The organism is Achromobacter insolitus (assembly GCF_002209555.1).
In the GTDB taxonomy this organism is placed as follows: Bacteria; Pseudomonadota; Gammaproteobacteria; order Burkholderiales; family Burkholderiaceae_B; genus Achromobacter; species Achromobacter insolitus.
The window spans coordinates 260,332-281,016 of record NZ_NJIF01000006.1 but is presented as its reverse complement, the minus strand read 5'-3'; the positions used below and the strand labels follow the sequence as shown (position 1 = coordinate 281,016).

The 20,685-nt window shown below is 66.1% G+C and carries 21 protein-coding genes; 12 read left to right on the top strand and 9 right to left on the bottom strand.

The features are described from left to right. Positions 1-2,784 (top strand): autotransporter outer membrane beta-barrel domain-containing protein (locus CEY08_RS20500; RefSeq protein WP_141099896.1); only part of this gene is annotated, 2,784 nt, incomplete at its 5' end. 149 nt (positions 2,785-2,933) lie between these two features. Here the strand turns inward: CEY08_RS20500 and phnE (CEY08_RS20495) are convergent. The 6 genes from phnE (CEY08_RS20495) to CEY08_RS20470 all read right to left on the bottom strand — a co-directional run bounded on the left by phnE (CEY08_RS20495) (position 2,934) and on the right by CEY08_RS20470 (position 8,219). Then, positions 2,934-3,758, bottom strand: coding sequence for a phosphonate ABC transporter, permease protein PhnE (gene phnE / locus CEY08_RS20495; protein WP_042795123.1), 825 nt, complete (start codon positions 3,756-3,758; stop codon positions 2,934-2,936). Then, positions 3,755-4,639 (bottom strand): phosphonate ABC transporter, permease protein PhnE, encoded by an 885-nt coding sequence (gene phnE / locus CEY08_RS20490; RefSeq protein ID WP_063642817.1) that lies wholly within the window; start codon positions 4,637-4,639, stop codon positions 3,755-3,757. Before phnE (CEY08_RS20490) ends, phnE (CEY08_RS20495) begins: the two co-directional genes overlap by 4 nt. After that, complete coding sequence (phnC, locus tag CEY08_RS20485) at positions 4,636-5,406, bottom strand: phosphonate ABC transporter ATP-binding protein (RefSeq protein ID WP_042795121.1); 771 nt, start codon at positions 5,404-5,406, stop codon at positions 4,636-4,638. Before phnC ends, phnE (CEY08_RS20490) begins: the two co-directional genes overlap by 4 nt. Before the next feature lie 6 nt (positions 5,407-5,412). Next, the gene (phnD, locus tag CEY08_RS20480) at positions 5,413-6,411 is read right to left on the bottom strand and encodes a phosphate/phosphite/phosphonate ABC transporter substrate-binding protein (protein WP_063642816.1); all 999 of its coding nucleotides are present in this window, start codon (positions 6,409-6,411) and stop codon (positions 5,413-5,415) included. A gap of 161 nt (positions 6,412-6,572) precedes the next feature. Continuing rightward, positions 6,573-7,391, bottom strand: coding sequence for an IclR family transcriptional regulator (locus CEY08_RS20475; RefSeq protein ID WP_063642815.1), 819 nt, complete (start codon positions 7,389-7,391; stop codon positions 6,573-6,575). 12 nt (positions 7,392-7,403) lie between these two features. After that, positions 7,404-8,219 (bottom strand): HAD-IIB family hydrolase, encoded by an 816-nt coding sequence (locus CEY08_RS20470; protein ID WP_076815471.1) that lies wholly within the window; start codon positions 8,217-8,219, stop codon positions 7,404-7,406. A 151-nt stretch (positions 8,220-8,370) separates the two neighbouring features. Here CEY08_RS20470 and ribBA point away from each other — a divergent pair, with 151 nt between their 5' ends. From ribBA to CEY08_RS20440, 6 genes are all read left to right on the top strand, one after another. After that, positions 8,371-9,546 (top strand): bifunctional 3,4-dihydroxy-2-butanone-4-phosphate synthase/GTP cyclohydrolase II, encoded by a 1,176-nt coding sequence (gene ribBA, locus CEY08_RS20465; protein ID WP_042795117.1) that lies wholly within the window; start codon positions 8,371-8,373, stop codon positions 9,544-9,546. 10 nt (positions 9,547-9,556) lie between these two features. Continuing rightward, complete coding sequence (gene ribH / locus CEY08_RS20460) at positions 9,557-10,087, top strand: 6,7-dimethyl-8-ribityllumazine synthase (RefSeq protein WP_042795115.1); 531 nt, start codon at positions 9,557-9,559, stop codon at positions 10,085-10,087. Next, positions 10,056-10,550 carry a transcription antitermination factor NusB gene (gene nusB, locus CEY08_RS20455; protein WP_042795114.1) on the top strand — a complete coding sequence of 165 codons (495 nt, stop codon included), beginning with the start codon at positions 10,056-10,058 and terminating at the stop codon, positions 10,548-10,550. The genes ribH and nusB overlap by 32 nt, the downstream gene beginning before the upstream one ends. A 215-nt stretch (positions 10,551-10,765) precedes the next feature. Continuing rightward, positions 10,766-11,731: a thiamine-phosphate kinase gene (gene thiL / locus CEY08_RS20450; RefSeq protein WP_063642814.1), complete on the top strand. Its 966-nt coding sequence runs from the start codon at positions 10,766-10,768 to the stop codon at positions 11,729-11,731. A 55-nt stretch (positions 11,732-11,786) separates the two neighbouring features. Then, entirely contained in the window at positions 11,787-12,293 is a 507-nt protein-coding gene (locus CEY08_RS20445; RefSeq protein ID WP_042797359.1) for a phosphatidylglycerophosphatase A family protein, read from the top strand. After that, positions 12,290-12,856, top strand: coding sequence for a CinA family protein (locus CEY08_RS20440; protein WP_042795112.1), 567 nt, complete (start codon positions 12,290-12,292; stop codon positions 12,854-12,856). The genes CEY08_RS20445 and CEY08_RS20440 overlap by 4 nt, the downstream gene beginning before the upstream one ends. Positions 12,857-12,904: 48 nt before the next feature. Here CEY08_RS20440 and pyrF read toward each other — a convergent pair whose 3' ends face one another. From pyrF to CEY08_RS20425, 3 genes are read right to left on the bottom strand one after another with little or no spacing between them, the layout of a single operon-like run. Then, complete coding sequence (pyrF, locus tag CEY08_RS20435) at positions 12,905-13,723, bottom strand: orotidine-5'-phosphate decarboxylase (protein ID WP_042795111.1); 819 nt, start codon at positions 13,721-13,723, stop codon at positions 12,905-12,907. A 6-nt stretch (positions 13,724-13,729) separates the two neighbouring features. After that, complete coding sequence (locus tag CEY08_RS20430; protein ID WP_063642812.1) at positions 13,730-15,049, bottom strand: NAD(P)/FAD-dependent oxidoreductase; 1,320 nt, start codon at positions 15,047-15,049, stop codon at positions 13,730-13,732. 49 nt (positions 15,050-15,098) lie between these two features. Next, positions 15,099-15,497 carry a diacylglycerol kinase gene (locus CEY08_RS20425; protein WP_063960534.1) on the bottom strand — a complete coding sequence of 133 codons (399 nt, stop codon included), beginning with the start codon at positions 15,495-15,497 and terminating at the stop codon, positions 15,099-15,101. Between the two features lie 182 nt (positions 15,498-15,679). Here CEY08_RS20425 and CEY08_RS20420 point away from each other — a divergent pair, with 182 nt between their 5' ends. The 5 genes from CEY08_RS20420 to CEY08_RS20400 all read left to right on the top strand — a co-directional run bounded on the left by CEY08_RS20420 (position 15,680) and on the right by CEY08_RS20400 (position 20,683). After that, a complete protein-coding gene (locus CEY08_RS20420; RefSeq protein WP_042795108.1) occupies positions 15,680-16,417 on the top strand; it encodes a FadR/GntR family transcriptional regulator in 738 nt (245 codons plus the stop codon). A gap of 49 nt (positions 16,418-16,466) precedes the next feature. Further along, the gene (locus tag CEY08_RS20415; protein ID WP_076817916.1) at positions 16,467-17,501 is read left to right on the top strand and encodes an L-idonate 5-dehydrogenase; all 1,035 of its coding nucleotides are present in this window, start codon (positions 16,467-16,469) and stop codon (positions 17,499-17,501) included. Positions 17,502-17,562: 61 nt separating this feature from the next. Next, positions 17,563-18,537: a sialic acid TRAP transporter substrate-binding protein SiaP gene (locus CEY08_RS20410; protein ID WP_042795107.1), complete on the top strand. Its 975-nt coding sequence runs from the start codon at positions 17,563-17,565 to the stop codon at positions 18,535-18,537. A 64-nt stretch (positions 18,538-18,601) separates the two neighbouring features. Next, a complete protein-coding gene (locus CEY08_RS20405; protein WP_197723195.1) occupies positions 18,602-19,231 on the top strand; it encodes a TRAP transporter small permease in 630 nt (209 codons plus the stop codon). A gap of 45 nt (positions 19,232-19,276) precedes the next feature. Further along, a complete protein-coding gene (locus CEY08_RS20400; RefSeq protein ID WP_063642811.1) occupies positions 19,277-20,683 on the top strand; it encodes a TRAP transporter large permease in 1,407 nt (468 codons plus the stop codon). The last annotated feature ends 2 nt before the right edge of the window (positions 20,684-20,685 follow it).

The following is a 20,685-nucleotide window of genomic DNA, read 5'->3' as shown; positions in this document are numbered from 1 at the left end:
GCAGGGGCGTTGGACCTGACCGGCAATCACGCGGGCTACACCGGCAAGACCACGGTGTCGGAAGGCAAGCTGGTGGTGCAGGGTGTGTTGAGCGGCCTGGCCGACGTGGCTGGGGGCGTCTTGCAGTTCGGCAATGGCGTGGCGGGCGCGGCCAGCAGCCTGGGCGGAAATCTGCGAGTGGGGGGCGGCAGCACGCTGTCGGTGCAAGGCCCTGCGACCTTGGCGGTGGCGGGCGACATTGGCCTGGCCGATCACACGGTGCTGGATATCGCCGCGGGCGCGGGCGGGCCGTCCATCACGGCCGACACCATCACGCTGGGCGATGGCGTGGCGTTCAGGCTGAGCGGAATCTCCAGCGCGAGCCAACTGGACAAGGTATTGATCGATACCCGCTCGGGTATCGGCGGCGAGTTTGGCTCGGTGAGCGTGGGCGGCTTTACGGGCGCGGTGGACTATTTGAACGTCAACACGCGCAAGTCGGCGGACAACCGGCAGTACCTTGCGACCTATGGCCTGACCTGGACGGCCGGCAACAATCTTAGCCATGGCACCTTCACGCTGGCCAACGCCACGGACCGCTTCGTGGTGAGCGCGCCGCTGGTCGATCAGATGGCCAACGCCGCGACGGGTTGGGACGGCCGGACGCTGACCAAGGCTGGCGCAGGCACGCTGGTGCTGGCTGGCAACAATAGCTACACCGGAGGCACGCAGCTCGCGGGCGGCACGCTGCAAGTCGATCGGGACGCGAACCTGGGCGCGGCCACGGGTGGCCTGACGTTCAGCGGCGGCACGTTGGCGGCCACCGGCTCCTTCGACACCTCGCGCGCCATCACGCTCGTGCAGGCAGGCCGTTTCGACGTGGCTGCCGGGACGCTGTTGGGCCTGGCCGGCACGGTGGCGGGCAGCGCAGACCTGATCAAGGCGGGCGCCGGCACCCTGCGCCTGGACAATGCCGGCAACACCTACCGCGACACGCGCATCTTGGCGGGCACACTGATTGCCAATGCAGGCTCGCTTCGGGGCAACGTCGACAACGGCGGCACACTCGTGTTCGAGCAGCCGGTGGACGCATTCTATGGCGGCGCGATCTCCGGCGACGGCGCGTTCATCAAGAACGGCGCCGGCACGCTGGGCCTGACGGGCGACAGTTCGGGCTTTTCCGGCAGCACCACGATCAATGGCGGCCGGCTGGCCCTGAATGGACGCTTGGGCGGATCGATCAGCATCGGTGCGGGCGGTGTGCTCGGCGGTTCGGGCACCATCGGCTCCGGCGCGGGCTCGACGGTCACGGTCGCGCCCGGCGGCATCCTGTCTCCCGGCAATTCGATCGGCACGTTGACCGTCGATGGAGATCTTATGGTCCAGCCTGGCGCGCGCTTCGAGGTTGAAGCGAATCCCGCAGGCGCGGACGCCGATCTGGTGCGCGTCACCGGCAGCGCGGCGCTCAATGGCGGCTCGGTGGCCCATATCGGCGCTAACGGCAACTATGGATTGCGCTCCAGCTACACGATCCTCGCCGCGGATGGCGCGCTGTCGGGCGAGTTCGACGCAGTCACGTCCGACTTCGCCTTTTTGAAGCCGACGCTTGCCTACGACTATGACGGGCGGCGCGTCACGCTGGATCTGGCGCGCAACGATGAGGCCATGATTTCAGCCGCGGCCACGCGCAACCAGCGGGCTTCCGCGGGCGCCATCGACAGCATTGGCATTGCGCGCGGACATCAAGTCTACGACGCGATTGCCAAAATGCCGGACGACAAGGGGCTGCTTCGCTCCAGCTTCGACCAGCTGTCGGGTGAGATTCACGCGTCGGCCAAAACCGTGTTGTTGCAGGACAGCCGCTATGTGCGCGACGCGGTCGGCGAGCGCCTGCGTTCGGCTGTCGGGGGTGTCGCGGCATCCTCCGCGCCGGTTCTCGCTTCCGCCGGTAGCGGCCAGCGCCTGGCGCCGGCCACGGCCAAGGGGCCGGCCAGCTGGATCCAGGCCATGGGTTCCTGGAGTCATATCGTTAGCGACGGCAACGCCGCGCGCGTCAAGAGCTCGACCGGGGGCTTTCTGATGGGAGCCGACACGCCTGTGTCCGATGCCTGGCGCCTTGGCATGATGGCGGGCTACAGCCGCACGGACTTCGATGTGCAGGACCGTGCATCGTCGGGGAACAGCGACAATTATCACCTCGGGGCCTATGGCGGCGGACAGTGGGGCGCGCTGGGCCTGCGGGGGGGCGTGGCCTACAGCTGGCACGACATTACGACCCGCAGGTCGGTCTCCATCCCTAGCTTCACTGACCGGCTCAAGGCCAATTACGACGGCCGCACGGCGCAGGTATTCGCGGACCTGAGCTATCGCATCGATATGTCCTCGGTGTCCTTCGAGCCGTTTGCGAACGTGGCGTATGTCAATCTGAAGACGGACGGCTATACCGAGAGTGGTGGCGCTGCCGCTCTGCGCGCAAAGGGGCAGACTACCGACACCACGTTTACGACGCTGGGAACGCGCGCCTCGTCCAGCTTCGAGCTGGCCGGCGCGCAGGCTGCGGCGCGCGGATCGCTGGGCTGGCGCCATGCCTTCGGCGACGTCAATCCGGTTGCGGCGCAAACTTTGTCGGCCGGAAATTCCTTTACCGTGGCGGGGGTGCCCATCGCAAAAGACAGCGCCGTGATCGAGGCGGGCGTGGACGTTCAGATCACGTCGCGGGCGACTTTCGGTTTGTCCTATCAGGGCCAGCTCGCCAGCTCGACGCAGGACCACGGGGTCAGGGCCGGCTTGAACATCCGTTTCTGAGCCGCCTGCGCCGGGAGGGGCGGCGCCCGGCAGGCGCCGCCCAGGTCCATGGCGGCAGGCCGTGCCTGCCGCATGCAAATCTCCCTCCAAAAAAAAACCGCCCGTTTCCGGGCGGAGCAAAGGAACGCGGTTGAGGGCTCGCGGACGCGTCAGAGGATGCGTTTGCGGACCTGCGTAATGATGATTTCGGCCACCACGACCACTGCGAAGATGGCGGCCAGCACCAGGGCCACGCGGTCCCACTGGAACAGGTTCAGCGCCGTATCCAGCGCCATGCCTATGCCGCCTGCGCCCACCAGCCCAAGCACAGCCGATTCGCGCACGTTGATGTCCCAACGCAGCAGCACGATGGACCAGAAGGCCGGACGGATCTGCGGCCAATAGGCATACCAGATTACCGATGCCTTGCTGGCGCCGGTGGCGGTGACGGCCTCGATGGGGCCGCGTTGCGCCTCTTCGATCGCTTCGCCCACCAGCTTGCCGACGAAGCCGATGGAGCGGAACGCAATGGCCAGCGTGCCGGCCAGCGCGCCCGGTCCGAAGATGGCGATGAACAGCAGCGCCCACACCAGCGAATTGACCGAGCGGCTGGAAACCAGGATCAACCTGGCCAGCATGTTGACGGTCTTGCTGGGCGTGAGGTTGTTGGCCGCCAGCAGGCCCACCGGCACCGCCATCACCACGGACAGGATGGTGCCCAGCGTGGCGATGTGCAGCGTTTCGATCAGCGCGCCGTGCACGCCTTCCGGGTAGTAAGCCCAGTCTATCGGCCACATGCGCTGGAACAGGTCGGCCATCTGTTCGGGCGCGTCGTACAGGAACTCCGGAATGATCTCCACGCCCCGGATGGCCTGCACAATGGCCGCGACCACCAGCAGGTAGAGCGCGAAGCGCAGCAGACGCTGGCCCATGCTGTAGCGTTGCCAGACGCGCGGCGAGCCTGCGGGGTTCAAGGTAGAGGCGTGGGCGTTCATTCGTCCACCTCCGCCCGGCGCTTGACGGCCGTCGTGCTGCCGCCGATGCCGCGGGCGCCGCTGAATCGGCCTTGGAGGATGCGCTCGAAGCCCAGGTTGTCCAGGAACACGGCGCGCACGAAGCCCGCCAGGATTTCGCCCAGCATGATGATGGCGATCAGGGTCAGCAGGATGGCGCTGACGAAGTCATAGTCGAAGCGCTGGAACGCCGAGAACAGCGTGCCGCCCACGCCGCCCGCGCCCACGATCCCCACCATGGTGGAGTTGCGCAGGTTCGAGTCGAACTGGTAAGTCGCAAAGCCGATGAAGCGGGCGAACACTTGCGGCAACACGCCGAAGATGATGACGTTTGCGAACGAGGCGCCCGTGGCGCGCACGGCTTCTACTTGCTTGAGCGAAATTTCCTCGATGGCCTCGGTGAACAGCTTGCCGATGAAGCCGACCGACGCGACCGTCAACGCCAGGATGCCGGCCAGCGCGCCGAAGCCCACGGCCTTGACGAACAGGATGGCGACGATGACGGGATGCAGCGCGCGGCACAGCGCCACGATGGCGCGGGCAGGCCAGGACACCCAGGTGGGCATCAGGTTGCGCGCGCCCAGCAGGCCGACAGGCAGCGCGATGATGATGCCAAGCACCGAGGCCAGCACCGCGATTTCCAGGCTTTCCGCGATGCCCTTCCACAAAGTGGCGGGCTTTTCGAAATTGGGCGGAAACATGCGCGCAAGAAACGTGGACGCGTGGCCCATGCCGGTTTCAAAGCGCGCCCAGCTGAAGTCCAGCTGCGCGCCGGCGTACAGCGTGTAGGCCAGGAGCAACAGCATCCCGGCCTTGGCGCGTCCGGACATGGCGAAGGGGCGAGCCCCTTTGGGTTGGATCATTCCAGCCAAGACTCGCCTCCGTAGATGGTCTTGAGCATGGTGGCGTCCAGTCCCTGGCCATCGCCGTCATAGACCACGTGTCCGCCGGACATGCCGACGATGCGGGTGGCGTAGCGGCGGGCAAGTTCGACATCGTGGATGTTCACGATAACGGGAATGCCCGTGGCATTGCCTTGCTCGGACAGCAGTTCCATGATTTCGACGGAAGTCTTGGGATCGAGCGAGGAGGTGGGTTCGTCGGCCAACAGGAGCTGCGGGCGCTGCATCAGTGCGCGGGCGATGCCCACGCGCTGGCGCTGGCCGCCCGACAAGGCGTCGGCGCGCTGATCGGCAAAGCCGGCCAGGCCCACGGTGTCCAGCAGCTTGTAGGCATGCTGGATGTCCTCGGGCTCGAAGCGGCGCATCCAGGCCTTGACGGCAGAGGTGTAGCCCAGCCGCCCGGTCAGCAGGTTTTCCATGACCGTCAGGCGTTCGACGAGGTTGTATTCCTGGAACACCATGCCGATGCGCCGGCGCGCACGGCGCAGCGACGCGCCACGCACGCGGGCCAGGTCCACGGACCCATCCTGCGACTGGAGCACGATCTCGCCCTTGGTGGGTTCGATCAGCCGGTTGATGCAACGCAGGAGCGTGCTTTTGCCGGTGCCCGAGGGGCCGATGATCGCGGTCAGTCCTTGTCCCGCGATTTGCAGGTCGATGCCGTTGAGTACCGGCCGGCCGGCCCGGTATTCCTTCACCAGGCCGGAAATGCGTAGCGACGTCGTCATACGGAATTACTTCTTGCTCTTGGCGGATTCGCGGTCGTAGGCGGCACGGTTGAAGCTCTCGCCGCCGGATTCGGCGACCTGGCGCACGATGGCCCAATCCTTCTGATAGGTAACCGGATAGAAGCGGTCCGCGCCGTCAAAGGCCTTCGACATTTCCGCCGGGAAGCGGTAGTCGTAGAAGCACTTGAGCATCTGGTCGCGGAACTTCGGCTCCAGGTCGTGCGCATAGGCGAACGACGAGGTGGGGAACTTCTCGCTCTTGTAGATCACGCGGAAGTCGGCTTCCTTGACCTGGCCGCGTTCGACCATGCGCTTGAACACGTCCGACGCGACCGCCGCGGCGTCGTAGTCGCCGGAATTCACGCCCATGACGGATTGGTCATGCTTGCCGGAGAAAATGACCTTGTAGTCCTTGTCGGGGGTCAGGCCTTCCTTGGGGAACAGCGCGACAGGCGCCATGTGGCCGGAGTTCGACGAGGGCGCGGTATGCGCGAGCTTCTTGCCCTTCAGGTCGGTCAGCTTCTGGTAGGGGCTGTCTTTCTTGACGATGACGATCAGGTTGTAGCCCTGGAAACCGTCGGCGTAGCCCTTGACGGCGAACGGCACGGCGCCCGCGATGTTCACCGCGAAAGCCGTGGGGCCGGTCGAGAAGCCGCCGACGTGCAGGCGGCCCGAGCGCATGGCTTCGATTTCGGCGGCGTTGCTTTGCACCTGATAGAACACCACGCGCTTGCCCGTGCATTCGGACAGGTGCTTGGTGAAGGGTTTGAAGATGTCTTCGTAGACCGCCGGGTCTTCCACCGGGGTGTAGGTGAACACCAGGGTGGACGGCGTCTTCAGCTTGGCCGGATCGGTGGGCGTGTCGGCCACCAGATCCTTGTTGGCGTCGCAGTACATCTGGTCCAGGTCGCCGCGGTTGGCGCAGGTGTCGGCGGCTTGCGCGGCGGACGCTCCCAGGGCGAAGGCGGCCAGCGTAGCCGCTTGAAGCAGGCGCAGAGCTTGCATCTTGTGTCTCCTCTTTCTTTGTTTGTGTGACGTGTCACTTAATTCAACCTGAATTCAAACATGGAAGAGGAGGGGACGCACTCGGGAAAGTCCCTGCCTTTCTTTTCGCCTTTTGTTCGTTTTGTTCGTTTAATGTTCTTTTTTGCGCGAAATTCGGCCGTTCAGCTCCGATAGCCCAGTTTGCGCGAGATTTCCTGCGCGCAGGCCAGCAGCGGTCGGGCGATGGCGCCATCCCAGGCTACGTCGAACAGCCCCGTGGGGCCCAGGCTGGTCAGGGCCAGGGCGATATTGCCGGTGTTGTCGAAGACCGGCACCGATAGCGCGTCGACGCCCGGCAGCGGATTGCCCAGCGCGCGCGCCATGCCGTGCACACGGATGTCGGCCAGCTGCGCCTCGATATTGGCGCGCGAGGCCTTGCGCGGCGGCGGCATGCTGGCGATGACGGCGGTATCGCCTTCTTCGCGGGCGATGTAGTGTTCGCTGACCTTGGGCGGTAGCCAGGCCGCGAATACCAGGCCGGTGGCGGTATGCAGCATGGACATCACTGTGCCCTTGCGCATGTTCACGTGGACCGGGTAGCTGGCTTCGGTCATGTGGATCATGGTGGGGCCGTGCGAACCGAGCACGGCGATGCCCAGGGTGTGGCCGATCTCCGACTGCAGCTTGGCGATTTCCGGCATGGCGACGCGCACCGGATCCAGGCGTTGCAGGCTGACCAGCCCCATTTGCAGCGCGAAGGGGCCGAGTTCGTACTGCCCGGTGATGGCGTCCTGCTGCACCAGGCCGACGCGGATGAAACTGACCAGGTAGGGATGCGCCTTGGCCGAGGTCATGCCGGCCCCGGCCGCCAGGTCGCGCAGGGTCAGGGGCTTGCCGGCGTCGACCAGGGCGGCCAGCAGCGGCACCCCGACTTCGATCGACTGGATGCTGCGGCGGCCGTCGTTTGCGGCCGTGGATGAAGCGGTATGGGATGTCGCCACGGTATGCGGACCTCAGGCCGGCTGTGCTTGGGAGGACCGCGCGGCAAGCAGCCGGTCGGCCATTTCCACGAAGCCCGCGCCGCCATGGTAGGCGGCGACGAAGGCGGGGCGGTGCGTCAGGCGGTGCAACTGGGCCTGGATGTTGGCCACGCCGACCGAAATCGGGAAGTAGGCGAACATGGGCTCGTCGTTGGGAGAATCGCCGATGAACAGGGTGCTGTCCAGGGCGGTCGCCACGTCCGCGCCGAATTCGCGCTGGAACATGGTGCGCGTCATGGTGAGCTTGTCGTAGTCGCCGAACCAGCCGTTGACGTGGATGGAGCTGACTTTGGCCTGGGCGCCGGCTTCTTCGAAAATCTGCACGATCCGGGTGATCGCCGTATCGGGCAGGGCGGGCACATCCTCGCAGAAATCGATGGCCAGGTCGGCCACCCGGTAGTCCTGGTCGCTGGCCACGGCGGCGCCGGGGACTTCAGCCAGGACGCGGTCGCGGATGGCGTCCAGCTTCCTGCGGCTGGCCTGGCGCGAGGCGGCATCCGTCCAGTAGTGCGTGGTCATGCGGCGGGCCTGGCGGTCATAGGCGTAGTAGAACGCGCCGTTCTCCCCGACCACGGCGCGCACCGGCCACATGCGGGCGATGTGGTCGCACCAGCCGGCCGGACGGCCGGTGATGGGCACGACCTGGATACCGGCCTGTTCCAGGCGCTCCAGCGCCGCGTAGGCCTCGGCCGGCAGGCGGCCTTCGGTGGTCAGCGTGTCGTCGATGTCGGTCAGCACGACGCGGACGGCCGCCGCGACGGTCAAAGGCATGGCCGCAAGGGCTTGCATGTGGGGTTTCCTTGGCTGGATTTTTAAGGGGTGGTCTCCGGGCGAAAGTTTACCGGACGCCCCCGGCTGGCGGGGCCTGCGGGGCCGTATAGGGCTTCCGCCTCGAGGGGCGGTAAAATCCGGGCTTTCCCGCCTGGTTTACGTGCCTGCCATGTCCGTCCAGTTGTCCCCTTTGCCCGGCTCCGAGCCGGAATCCTTCGGCATCGCTTCGGTTGCCGAGATCATCGCCGAGCTGCGCGCCGGCCGTATCGTCATCCTGGTTGACGAAGAAGACCGTGAAAACGAAGGCGACCTGGTCATGGCCGCCGAGTTCGTCACGCCTGAAGCCATCAACTTCATGGTGACGCACGGCCGAGGCCTGGTCTGCCTGACCCTGACCGAAGACCGCTGCCGCCAATTGGACCTGCCCTTGATGGCGGCCCGCAACGGCACGCGTTACGGCACCAACTTCACCCAGTCCATCGAGGCCGCCGAAGGCGTCGAGACCGGCATTTCGGCCGCCGACCGCGCCCGCACCATCCAGGTGGCGGTGGCGCGCGACGCCAAGCCTTCGGACCTGGTCCAGCCCGGCCACATCTTTCCGGTGCGCGCGGTGCCTGGTGGCGTGCTGGTGCGCGCAGGCCACACGGAGGCGGGTTGCGACCTGACCGCCATGGCCGGCCTGACGCCCGCCGCCGTGATCTGTGAAATCCTCAAGCCCGACGGCACCATGGCCCGCCTGCCGGACCTGGTGCACTTCGCCCGCGAGCACGGCCTGAAAATCGGCACCATCGCCGATCTGATCCAGTACCGCAGCGAACACGAATCCATCGTCAAACGCGTTGGCAAGCGGACCATGCAGACGGCCTGGGGCGAATTCGAGGCCGTTGCCTACGAAGACGCCGCCACCGGCTCCGCCCATTTGGCGCTGGTGCATGGTAACGTGACTCCCGACGCCGAGACGCTGGTGCGGGTGCACGAGCCGGCCTCCGTGCTGGACGTACTGGACACTGGCGCCAGCCCGCACAGCTGGGGGGTGGCGCAGGCCCTGCAGGCCATCGCGGCCGCGCCTGCCGGGGTGCTGGTGCTGATGAACTGCCAATCGTCCACGGAACATCTGTTTGGCCAGATCGCTGGCTGGAATGACCCGAAGGCCCAGGCCGACCAGGGCAAGACCGACCGTTACGGCCTGCGCACCTACGGAATTGGTGCGCAGATCCTGCGTGACCTGAACGTGGGCCAGATGAAGCTGCTGGCCCGGCCCCGCAAGATGCCCAGCATGGCGGGCTTCTCGCTCACCATTACGGGTTACGATTGCGACCCTCCGAATACTCCCGCAACACACTGAAGGCCGACATATGAACCCTTACATCCTTACCCCCGACCTGAACGGCGAAGGGCTGCACATCGGCATCGTACGCGCCCGCTTCAATGAGGAAATCGGCCAGGCCGAACTCGAAGCGTGCCTGAAGGAACTGGCCGAACTGGGCGTGGACGAGCGCGACGTGATGGTCGTTACCGTTCCGGGCGCCCTGGAACTGGGCGTGGCCCTGTCCCATATGGCCGAAACGTTTGAATTCGACGCCCTGATCGCGCTGGGCGCGGTCATCCGCGGCGAAACCTATCACTTTGAAGTGGTCAGCAATGAAATGGCCACGGCAATCACCCGTATTTCCCTGGAAACCGGCATCCCCGTCGCCAATGGCGTGCTGACCGTCGATACCGACGAGCAGGCGCAGGCGCGCGCCGCCGGCAAGGGCCGCGATTGCGCCCAGGTCGCCGTTGAAATGGCCAACCTGGTAGCGGCCCTGGAACCCGAGGAAGACGACGAAGACGACGAAGACGAGGACGAAGATTTTGACGACGAAGAAGACGACGACCAGCGCTGATAGCGCGGCGCAGGCTCGCGCCAACGCGCGCAGCGCGCGCCGCCGCGCACGCGAATTCGCCCTGCAGGGCGTGTACGCGTGGCTGCTGCGCGGCGGCGAAGGCACGCAGGACGCCGGCGAGATCGACGCCCATCTGCGCGACACCGAGGATTTTTCCGAGGCCGACGCGCAGTGGTTCAAGACCTTGCTGCATGGCGTTCTGCGCGAAGCGCCCACCCTGCGCGAGCGTTTCACGCCCTACGTCGACCGCCCGCTGGCCGAACTGTCGCCTGTCGAGCATGGCATCCTGCTGATCGGCAGCTTCGAACTGATTCATCACGTCGAAGTGCCCTACAAGGTCGCCATCAATGAAGCCGTCGAACTGGCCAAGTCGTTCGGTGGCACCGACGGCTTCAAGTTCGTCAATGGCGTGCTCGACAAGCTGGCTGCCGACGTGCGCGCGCACGAGGTGAATAAGAGGTAGCCCCCCCGAAGCGCTGCGCGCTTCCCCCTCCGGGGGGGCGCCGCTGCGGACCGGCGGGGCCGGATCCGCGCGGCCCCGTTTTGATGGGACCACCTCTTTCTTGCCAGAGGCAGAGCGGGCGGCCTCTCCCGTTGTATGAGAGCGCCGCATGATTTGTGGGGTGTAAGCCCCGTGGGATTCAATGCCGGCCAGCAGCGCCGGACTGCGGAGTTGCCTTGGCGTCCGAATTTGATTTGATCGCGCGCTATTTCACCCGCGCGGCCCCCACGGGCTTGCTGGGCGTGGGCGATGATTGCGCCCTGTTCCCGGTGCCGCCCGGCGAGCAGGTGGCTACCAGCACGGACCTGCTGCTGGAAGGCCGCCATTTCTTTCCCGACGTGGATCCGAAGGCGCTGGGGCACAAGGCCCTGGCGGTGAACCTGTCCGACCTGGCGGCGATGGGCGCGCGTCCCATCGGGTGCGTGCTGGGCCTGGCCTTGGCGCGGTTGGACGAGCCCTGGCTGGCGGCGTTTGCGGAAGGCTTTCATGCGTTGGCGGCCGCTCACGGCTGCCCGCTGATCGGCGGCGACACCACGCGCAGCGCGCATGATCTTGCCATTAGCGTCACCGTGTTCGGCGCGGTGCCTGCCGGACAGGCCTTGCGCCGCGACGGCGCGCAGGCTGGCGACGACATCTGGGTTTCGGGCGAGCTGGGGGCGGCGGATGTCGCCTACCGGCTGCTGGACGGGCAGTATCCCGCCAATCCGGCCATGCTCGCGGCAACGCGCGGCGCGCTGGAATGGCCGCAGCCGCAAGTGGCGCTGGGTCTGGCGCTGCGCGGCGTCGCCCACGCGGCCATCGACATATCCGACGGCCTGCTTCAAGACCTGAACCACATCCTGGACGCCAGCCGCCTGGGCGCTACGCTGCACTACTCACAGATGCCCGTGGCCGGGGCCCTCGCATCGCTGGACGAGGCGCCGCTGCGCCGCGCGGTGCTGGGGGGCGGGGACGTCTACCAGCTATGCTTTACCGCGCCCGCCTCCCGGCGCGACGCGGTGCTGGCTGCGGCAGCAACGGCCGGCGCGCGCGTGACCTGCATCGGGCAGACGCAGGCGCAGGCCGGCTTGGCGGTACTCGACAGCCAGGGCCAGCCTTTGGCCGAGCTGCCCGCCGGATTTGATCACTTCCCCGCGGCCTGATCCTCCGCGCTTTCATCCCTGAACCATGGCTCCGACCGACACCCGTCCCACCTCCATGCGCGACCGCGCCCGGACCGCATACCCGCCTTTGTCCTGGGTCTGCCGCGATCCGGGCAGGCTCATCGCGTTCGGGTTCGGCAGCGGCCTGATCCGGCCGGCCTCGGGCACCTGGGGCACCCTGCTGGCCTGGGCGATCTGGGTCGCCGCGGCGCCCGCCGCGTCGGATCTGGCGATCGGCGCGTTCCTGGCCTTGGCGTTTCTGTACGGCTGCTGGGCTTGCCATCGCGTGGGCCGTGAACTCCAGCAATCGGATCATGTCGGAATGGTCTGGGACGAGATGGTGGCGTTCTGGCTGGTGCTGTGGCTGACGCCGGCCGGCTGGTTGCCCCAGGCGCTGGCGTTCGTGCTGTTCCGCACGTTCGACATCGTCAAGCCGCCTCCCATCAAGTTCTTCGACGCCCATATCAAGGGCGGTTTCGGCGTGATGTGGGACGATATCGTCGCGGCGGCATACGCCTTGCTGGTCATGGCGCTGGTCGTGCGCACAGGAGTCTTGGGATGAGCGGACAACAAGAAAGTACCCGGCCCAATCTGTCGGCCGAACAACTGGCTCAGGCCACGTCGCTGGCATTGGCCGAGCGGCTGGGCGAGACGTTGCGGCGCAAGGGCTGGATGCTGGGCACGGCCGAATCCTGCACGGGCGGCCTGCTGGCCGGAGCCATGACGGCGGTGGCGGGTTCCAGCGATTGGTTTGAACGCGGTTTCGTCACCTACAGCAATGAGGCCAAGGTGTCCGAGCTGGACGTATCGCCCGACGCCTTGCACCATTTCGGCGCCGTCAGCGAGCCGGTTGCGCTGGAGATGGCCAATGGCGTCCTGCTGGCGTCCCCTGCCGCGCACGTGGCGGTGTCCACGACCGGCATCGCAGGCCCGGGCGGGGCAACGCCCGGCAAGCCGGTGGGCATGGTGTGCTTTGGCTTCGCGCTGCGCGCCGGGGAGGGCATCAGCAGCCGCGCCGTGACGCATGTGTTTCCCGGCGACCGCGCGCAAGTGCGCCAGGCGGCGGTGGATTACGCGCTGCGCGGGGTGCTGGAATTGCTGGGCGCGTCCGTCAACCGGCGCTAAAGAAGAACCGCATGGCGGCAGGGGGGGCAAGCCCCCATGCCGCGAAGATCAGCGCACCGCGTTGATCGCGTCGCGCAGGCCCTTGGCGGCTTCGCCGGCGGCTTCACGCCAGTCATCGCCACCGCTGGCGTAGATGATGGCGCGGGACGAGTTGATCATCATGCCGTTGCGGGCGGCGTTGGCGCCCGCGTTCACGGTGGCGGTGATGTCGCCGCCCTGGGCGCCGATGCCGGGCACCAGCAGGGGCACCGCGTCGCCGATGCGCTGGCGCACGGCGGCGAGCTCATTCGGGAAGGTGGCGCCCACCACCAGGCCGCATTGGCCGTTGGCGTTCCATTTGTCGGCGACCAGGCCCGCGACGTGCAGATACAGCGGCTCGCCATTGTCCATATTCAGGAATTGCAGGTCCGAACCGCCCGGATTCGAGGTGCGGCACAGCACGATCACGCCGCGGTCGCGCCAAGCCAGGTACGGTTCGACCGAATCCAGGCCCATGTAAGGGCTGACCGTCAGCGCATGCGCCTGGTAGCGTTCGTAGGCTTCGCGGGCATAGTTTTCGGCGGTGGAGCCGATATCGCCGCGCTTGGCATCCAGCACGATAGGCAGGTCCGGATGCTTTTCGCGGATATGCAGGCACAGCGCTTCCAGCTGCTCTTCGGCGCGATGGGCGGCGAAGTAGGCGATCTGCGGCTTGAAGCTGCAGGCGTAGGGCGCCGTGGCGTCCACGATGTCGCGGCAGAACTGGAAGATGGCGTCCGGCTTGTCCTGCAGCTCGCGAGGGAAGCGCTGCGGATCGGGGTCCAGCCCGACTTGCAGGAGCGAGTTGCTGGTGGTCCAGGCGTGTTCGAGTTTTTGCAGGAAATTCATGGGAGTTCAGTGCAGTTTGACCCGCGGGCGCGTGCGCCGCATGAGCAGGCGGGCCAGGGCAAGGGAGGCGGTACGCGAGATGCCGAGCACCGCTTTGTGGTGCATCAGGTGCAGGCTCATGTACATCAGGCGTGCCAGTGTACCGCTTACGAACAATCCCCGTCCGGCAAGCTTGCCCATCAGGCTGCCCACGCCGGCGTCCTGGCCCAGCGACACCAATGAGCCGTGGTCCTCGTAGACATAGGGTCCGGTGGGTTCGGCGGCATGGCGCAGGCGCGCGGTGAGCTTCTTGGCGAGGTAGTCGGCTTCCTGGTGCGCGGCCTGGGCTCGGGCGGGGACGGTGCGGCCCTCGCGCCAGGGCGCCGCGCAGCAATCGCCCAGGGCCAGGATGTGCGGATCGGCGGTTTCCAGCCGTTCGTTGACTTCCAGCTGGCCCACCTTGTTCAGCGGCAGGTCCAGGTCGGCGAGCAGAGCGGGGCCTTGTATGCCTGCCGCCCACATGCACAGCTGGGCCGGGAATTCGCGGCCGTCGGCCGTCTTGACGCTGTCGGCGGTGACCTCGGACACCCGGCAGGACGTTTCCACCCGGATGCCCAGCTCGGTCAGGCGATTGGTGGCCGCCACCGAGATTTTCTCGGGCAGGGCTGACAGGATGCGAGGCGCGCCCTCAACCAGCGTAATGGCCAGGTCGCGTTCGGCGCGGAAATTGGGCAGGCCGTAGGCGCTGACCACATGGCTGGCCTCGACCAGTTCCACGGCCAGTTCAACGCCGGTGGCGCCGCCTCCCACGATCACCAGGTCCAGCCGGGCCGAGGGATTGCGCACTTTGGCGAGGTCGACCTGCGCCATGGCCTTGAGCATGGTCAGGCGGAATTGCTCCGCGTTTTCCGTGGAGTCCAGCGTGACCGCGTGTTCGGCCGCGCCGGGCGTATTGAAGAAATTGGAGGTGCTGCCCAGGGCCAGCACCAGGGTGTCGTAGGCGAGTTCGCGGCGTGGCAGGACTTCCAGGCCCTGCGCATCGTTCACGGCGTCCAGCGTGATGCGGCGCTGCTCGCGGTCGACCTGTTCCAGGCGGCCCTGCGCGAACGAAAACCCGTTCATGTGGGCCAGCATCAGGTAGGACAGGCCTTCCTGGTGGATGTCCAGCGTGCCCGCGGCCGCCTCGTGCAGCGAGGGCTTCCAGATATGGAAGGGGCGGCTGTCGACCAGCGTAATGTGCTGGCGGCCATGCACGCGGCCGAGCTTGGCGGCCAATTCCAGGCCGCCCGCGCCGCCGCCGACGATGACAATGCGCTCAGTGGAGTCGGGCGTCGATCTAGGCATCATGGCTTCCAGTATAAGTAGCGTCGCATCTCCGGGGAGATAACCAGCCGTGTCAATGCATGACGAAACGGCTGATGGCAACGCCCACCCAGACCGTGCCGGCGAAGATCAGCAGCAGCATCACGGCGGCGCTGCCGAGGTCCTTGGCGCGCCCCAGCAGCGGGTGCGACTCGACCGACAGCGCATCGGCCAGCGCTTCAATGGCGGAGTTCAGTAGCTCTGCCGCCAGCACCATGATCACCGTGCCCACCAGGAAAAACACTTCGACCGTCGTCCGGCCGAGGAAGAACGCTGCCGGGATCATCAAGACGGCCAGGGCCAGTTCCTGGCGGAAGGCCGCCTCGTACTTGATTGCGGCCTGCAGGCCCTGCAGGGAGTAGCGCAGCGCGTTCAGGATGCGACGCAGGCCGCCGGTGCTCTTGTAGGGCGAATGATGCGGATTCGGTGACATGGGTGCGGAAAGTGGGCTGGGTGTGGCGGCTTTTTAACAGATAAGCATTGCCCGTGAGGGTATCGCGCGCGTCTTTGGGCAAACCCTAATTGTGACGCATCGCCGGTCGGCGCAAGATTTTGGTCAATTGGTAAGGCCACTTTACCTTTTTGGCTCGATTCCTCACCTTTCTCCTGCAGTCCATGCCTATCCAGACCATCGAACCTCGCCGCCTGTACCGCCAGATCGCCGACCAGCTGCGGTTGCTGATCGAGGCGGGCGAGTTTCCGGTTGGCGCGCGCCTGCCGCCCGAACGCGACCTTGCGCTCAAGCTCGGCGTGTCCCGCCCATCCGTGCGCGAAGCCCTGATCGCGCTGGAGGTGGAGGGCTGGGTGGAAGTCCGCATGGGTTCAGGTGTCTATGTGCAAAGCCTGGCCGGGGCACCGCGCGCCAGCCTGATGGCCGAGAGTCCCCTGGAAACCATACGTGCCCGCCAGGTGATCGAGGGCGAACTGGCCGCGCAGGCCGCGCTGCGCAACACGCCCGCGCTGGTGGACGGCTTGGCCGAAGCGGTCGGGACCATGGAAGACGAGGCGCTGGCCGGCAACGTGCCCATTCGTGGCGACCGCCTGTTCCACTTGCGCGTCGCCGAGATGGCCAACAACGCCGTGCTGGTGCGCGTCGTGAGCGAGCTGTTCGACGAACGCCACAACCCCTTGTCCGTGAAGTTGGGCGACTACTTCGAGAATCCCGCGAGTTGGGCTTGCGCCATCGCCGAGCACCGCAAGGTGATCGACGCCATCCGCGCAGGCGACGATCGCGGCGCGCGCGCCGCCATGCACCACCATCTGGCCTGCTCCCACGATCGCCTTACCGCCAGTTGGCCCGGCGCCGATGCGCCCGTCCAGCAACTCGACAACCGGGAGCAGCTGGAACCATGAGCATCGCCCGCGGATGCCGCCCGCTCGGAACGCCAAGGAGGAAGTCGCCATGACGCTGGCCTGTCGTATCCACGGGGCGCGGGACCTGCGCCTGGAACCGGATGAGGTCGCGCCGTTGGCGCCGCACGACGTGGAATTGAGACTGGGCGCTGCGGGCATCTGCGGATCCGATTTGCACTATTTCCTGCATGGCCGCGTGGGTGCCTTCGTCATCCGCGAACCCCTTATTCCGGGCCACGAGGCGTCGGGCGTCGTCCTGCGGACCGGCGAGGCCGTGCGCTCGGTGGAGCCGGGCATGAGGGTCGCCATCAACCCTTCCCATCCTTGCGGCGGCTGCGAGTACTGCCGCGCCGGCCGCGACAACCTGTGCCGCAACATGCGCTTTCTGGGCAGCGCCAGCATCTATCCCCATGTGCAAGGCATGTTTCGCGAACGCTTCGTAATGGGCGAGCGTCAGCTCACGCCGGTGCCGGAAGCAGACGTGTCGCTGGGCGAGATCGCCTGTGCCGAGCCGCTATCCATCGGCCTGCATGCGGTCAATCGAGCCGGGCCGCTGATGGGCAAGAGCGTGCTGGTGACGGGCGGCGGCACCATAGGCTGCATGACCGTGCTGGCCGCCAGGCTCGCGGGCGCGGCGCGCGTGACCGTGATGGATGTGGCGGACTGGCCGCTGGACATGGCACGCAGGGTCGGCGCCGACGAGGCCTTGCGCAGCGACCTGCTCGCGCCAGCCGAACTGGCCGATATCGCCGACGTCAGCATCGAGGCCGCAGGCAGCCCCGCGGCGCTGGCGACCTGCCTGGGAGCGACGCGGCGCGGCGGCCGCATCGTGCAAGTGGGAACCTTGCCCGCCGAGGGCATCGCGTTTCCCGCCAATAACATCATGGCGCGGGAGCTCGACTATGTCGGCGCGTTCCGCGCGGGCGTGGAGTTCGATTGGGCGGTCTCTTACCTGCGTACGCGCAAGGTGGACGTGCGGCCCCTGATGAGCGCGCAGTTGCCGTTGTCGCGGGCATTCGAGGCCTTCGAGCTGGCGGCGGATCGCAGTCGCAGTACCAAGGTGCAACTTGTAGTTGAAGCATGACCCGCAGGCGGCCCGGCAAGGGCTGCCAGACCGGCCATCCGAAAAACAACGAGGAGACGACATGAACCTAGGCAACGCCGTCAAGGCGCTGGTTGCCGCCCTGGCGCTCGCCGCCAGCGGTAGCGTGCTGGCGCAGACCAAGCTCAAATGGGCCCACGTGTACGAGACATCCGAACCCTTCCATACCGCTTCCGTCTGGGCGGCGCAGGAGATCGGCAAACGCACCAATGGCCGTTACCAGATCGACGTGTACCCCGCTTCGCAGCTGGGCAAGGAAAACGACATCAACCAGGGCCTGACCCTGGGCACGGTGGACATGATCATTTCGGGGTCCAGCTTCGCGGCCAAGAGCTTTCCCCGCATCGGCGTCACCTACTACCCCTATATCTTCCGCAATCCCGAGCACCTGATCGCCTACACCAAGAGCGACATCTACAAAGAGCTCACGCGGGGCTACGACGAAAAGAGCGGTAACCATATCGTCGCCACCACCTACTACGGCACACGGCAGACCACGTCCAACCGTCCCTTCACCAAGTGTTCCGAAATGAAGGGGCTGAAGATCCGCGTGCCCGATGTGGCCGCCTATCTGGCCATGCCGCGTGCCTGCGGAGCGAACACCGCGCCGATCGCCTTCGCCGAGGTCTACCTGGCTTTGCAGAACGGCACCGTGGAAGCGCAGGAGAATCCGCTTACCACCATCGAGGCCAAGAAGTTCTACGAAGTGCAGAAGAACATCATTCTCACGGGCCACATCGTCGATCACCTGAACACCGTCATCTCGGGCAAGTTGTGGAAGAGCCTGTCCGACGAGGACAAGAAAATCTTCGCCGAAGTGGCGCAGCAGGCGGCGGAGAAGGCGTCCGCCGAGGTCGCGGAAAGCGAGAAAAAGATGGTCGAGGTGTTCCGCAAGCGCGGCCTGAACGTGGCGGAAGTGAACGTGCAGGATTTCCGCGACACCGTGCTGGAGAAAGTGCCGTTCAAGCAATACGGCTACGAAAAATCGGATTGGGAACGGATCCAGGCCGTGAAGTGAGCGCGCCCGGGGCCGCTCAGGCGGCTCCGCAGCGCCCCGTCCGATTGCGCACAAGGGGAACGCCATGCATTCCGATGCCAAGGCCGCCGTCATGGCGGCCGCCAGCAACAATCCTGTCCGGCCCGCCGGGCAACAGCCCCCGCCGGCCACGGCGGAGGATATCGTCCATAGTTTCGAGGAGGCAGACCACCACGAGGTCAGCCTGGCTGGCTACCAACCCGAGGACTGGATCTGCCTGGGCATATTCTGGGCGATGGCCCTCCTGGTCTTTCTGCAGTTCTTTTCGCGCTACGTGCTCAATGACTCCTACGCATGGACCGAGGAGCTTGCCGTCTACTGCCTGATCGGGGTCGTTTTCATCGGGTCGGCCATGTGCGTGCGCACCTGTCGCCATATCCAGGTGGACTTCCTGTATCGCTACCTGCCGCGCCCCGTCGGCCGCGCGCTGGCCACCGTCATCGATCTGCTGCGCACGGCGTTCTTCGGCTATGCGGTGTGGCTGACGTACCGCTACATCACCCTGGTGGGCGACGAACCCATGACCACGCTTTTCTGGAACAAGGCCTACGTCTATTGGATGGCGCTGGCGGGCTTTGTCCTGATGTTCCTGCGTTCCGTGCAGGTGTCGATGTGCAATTGGCGCCAGGGCTACTCCATCCTGGAAAACCCCGCGGCCTACGAGTCGCAGGACTAGCCGGGGCGGCACCCGGAATCCGACAACGACAACCGGAAGCGAGACATGGGCATACTGATCGGGACCTTTCTTCTGTTGATGATCTTCGGCCTGCCGGTGGCGGTGGCCATGGCGGGCGCGTCGCTGCTGTTCGTGCTGATCTCGGGCAGCGTGCCCGACGTGGTGGTGGCGCAGCGCATGATTGCGGGCGTGGAGTCATTTCCGCTGCTGGCGGTGCCGTTCTTCATCCTGGCCGGCAACCTGATGAACATCGCCGGCATTACCGGCCGCATCTACAACTTCGCCGTGGCGCTGGTGGGCTGGATGCGCGGCGGGTTGGGGCAGGTGAACATCATCGGCTCGGTGGTGTTTGCCGGCATGTCGGGCACCGCCATCGCCGATGCCGCGGGCCTGGGCACCATCGAGATCAAGGCCATGAAGGACCATGGCTATGAAACCGAGTTCGCGGTGGGCGTGACGGCGGCCTCGGCCACGCTGGGTCCCATCATTCCGCCGTCGCTGCCTTTCGTCATCTACGGCATGATGGCCAACGTGTCCATCGGTTCGCTGTTCCTGGCCGGCCTGATTCCCGGCGCGGTCCTGACCGTGCTGATGATGCTGACCGTGGCCTACTACGCGCGCCGCAACAACTGGGGCGGCGACGTGTCCTTCGACTGGAAGCGGCTGGGGGGCGCCACGCTGGAAGTCGGCATCGTGCTGGCGTTCCCGCTGGCGATCTGGCTCATGACCTTGGCCGGCATGTCGGCCAACCTGGCCGCGGCCATCGCCTTTGCCGTCTTGCTGGCGCTGGACTGGCGCTACAACTTCTCGGCGGTCATGGCGTTGATGGCGCCTGTGATCCTGATCGGCGGGATGACGCTAGGCTGGTTCACGCCCACCGAGGCCGCCGTGGCCGCGGTGATATGGGCGTTGTTCCTGGGGCTGGTGCGTTATCGCTCCATGACCTTGCGCACGCTCGCCAAGGCTACGTTCGACACCATTGAGACCACCGCGTCGGTGCTGTTCATCGTGACCGCCGCCTCGGTGTTCGCATGGCTGCTGACCACCACCCAGGCCGCGCAGGCGCTGACCGACGGCATTCTCAGCGTCACGCAGAACAAGTGGGTGTTCCTGCTGATGGCCAACGTGCTGATCCTGATCGTGGGTTGCTTCATCGACACCATCGCCGCCATCACCATTCTGGTGCCGATCCTGCTGCCCATCGTGCTCAAGCTGGGCATCGACCCGATCCATTTCGGCCTGATCATGACGCTGAACCTGATGATCGGACTGCTGCATCCGCCCATGGGCATGGTGCTGTTCGTGCTGGCGCGCGTTTCGAAATTGTCGGTGGAACGGACCACCGTTGCGATCCTGCCCTGGCTGGTGCCGCTGTTCCTGGCACTGATTGCCATCACCTACGTCCCGCAGATCACGCTCTGGCTGCCCACCGTCATGGGCATGGCCAAGTAAAA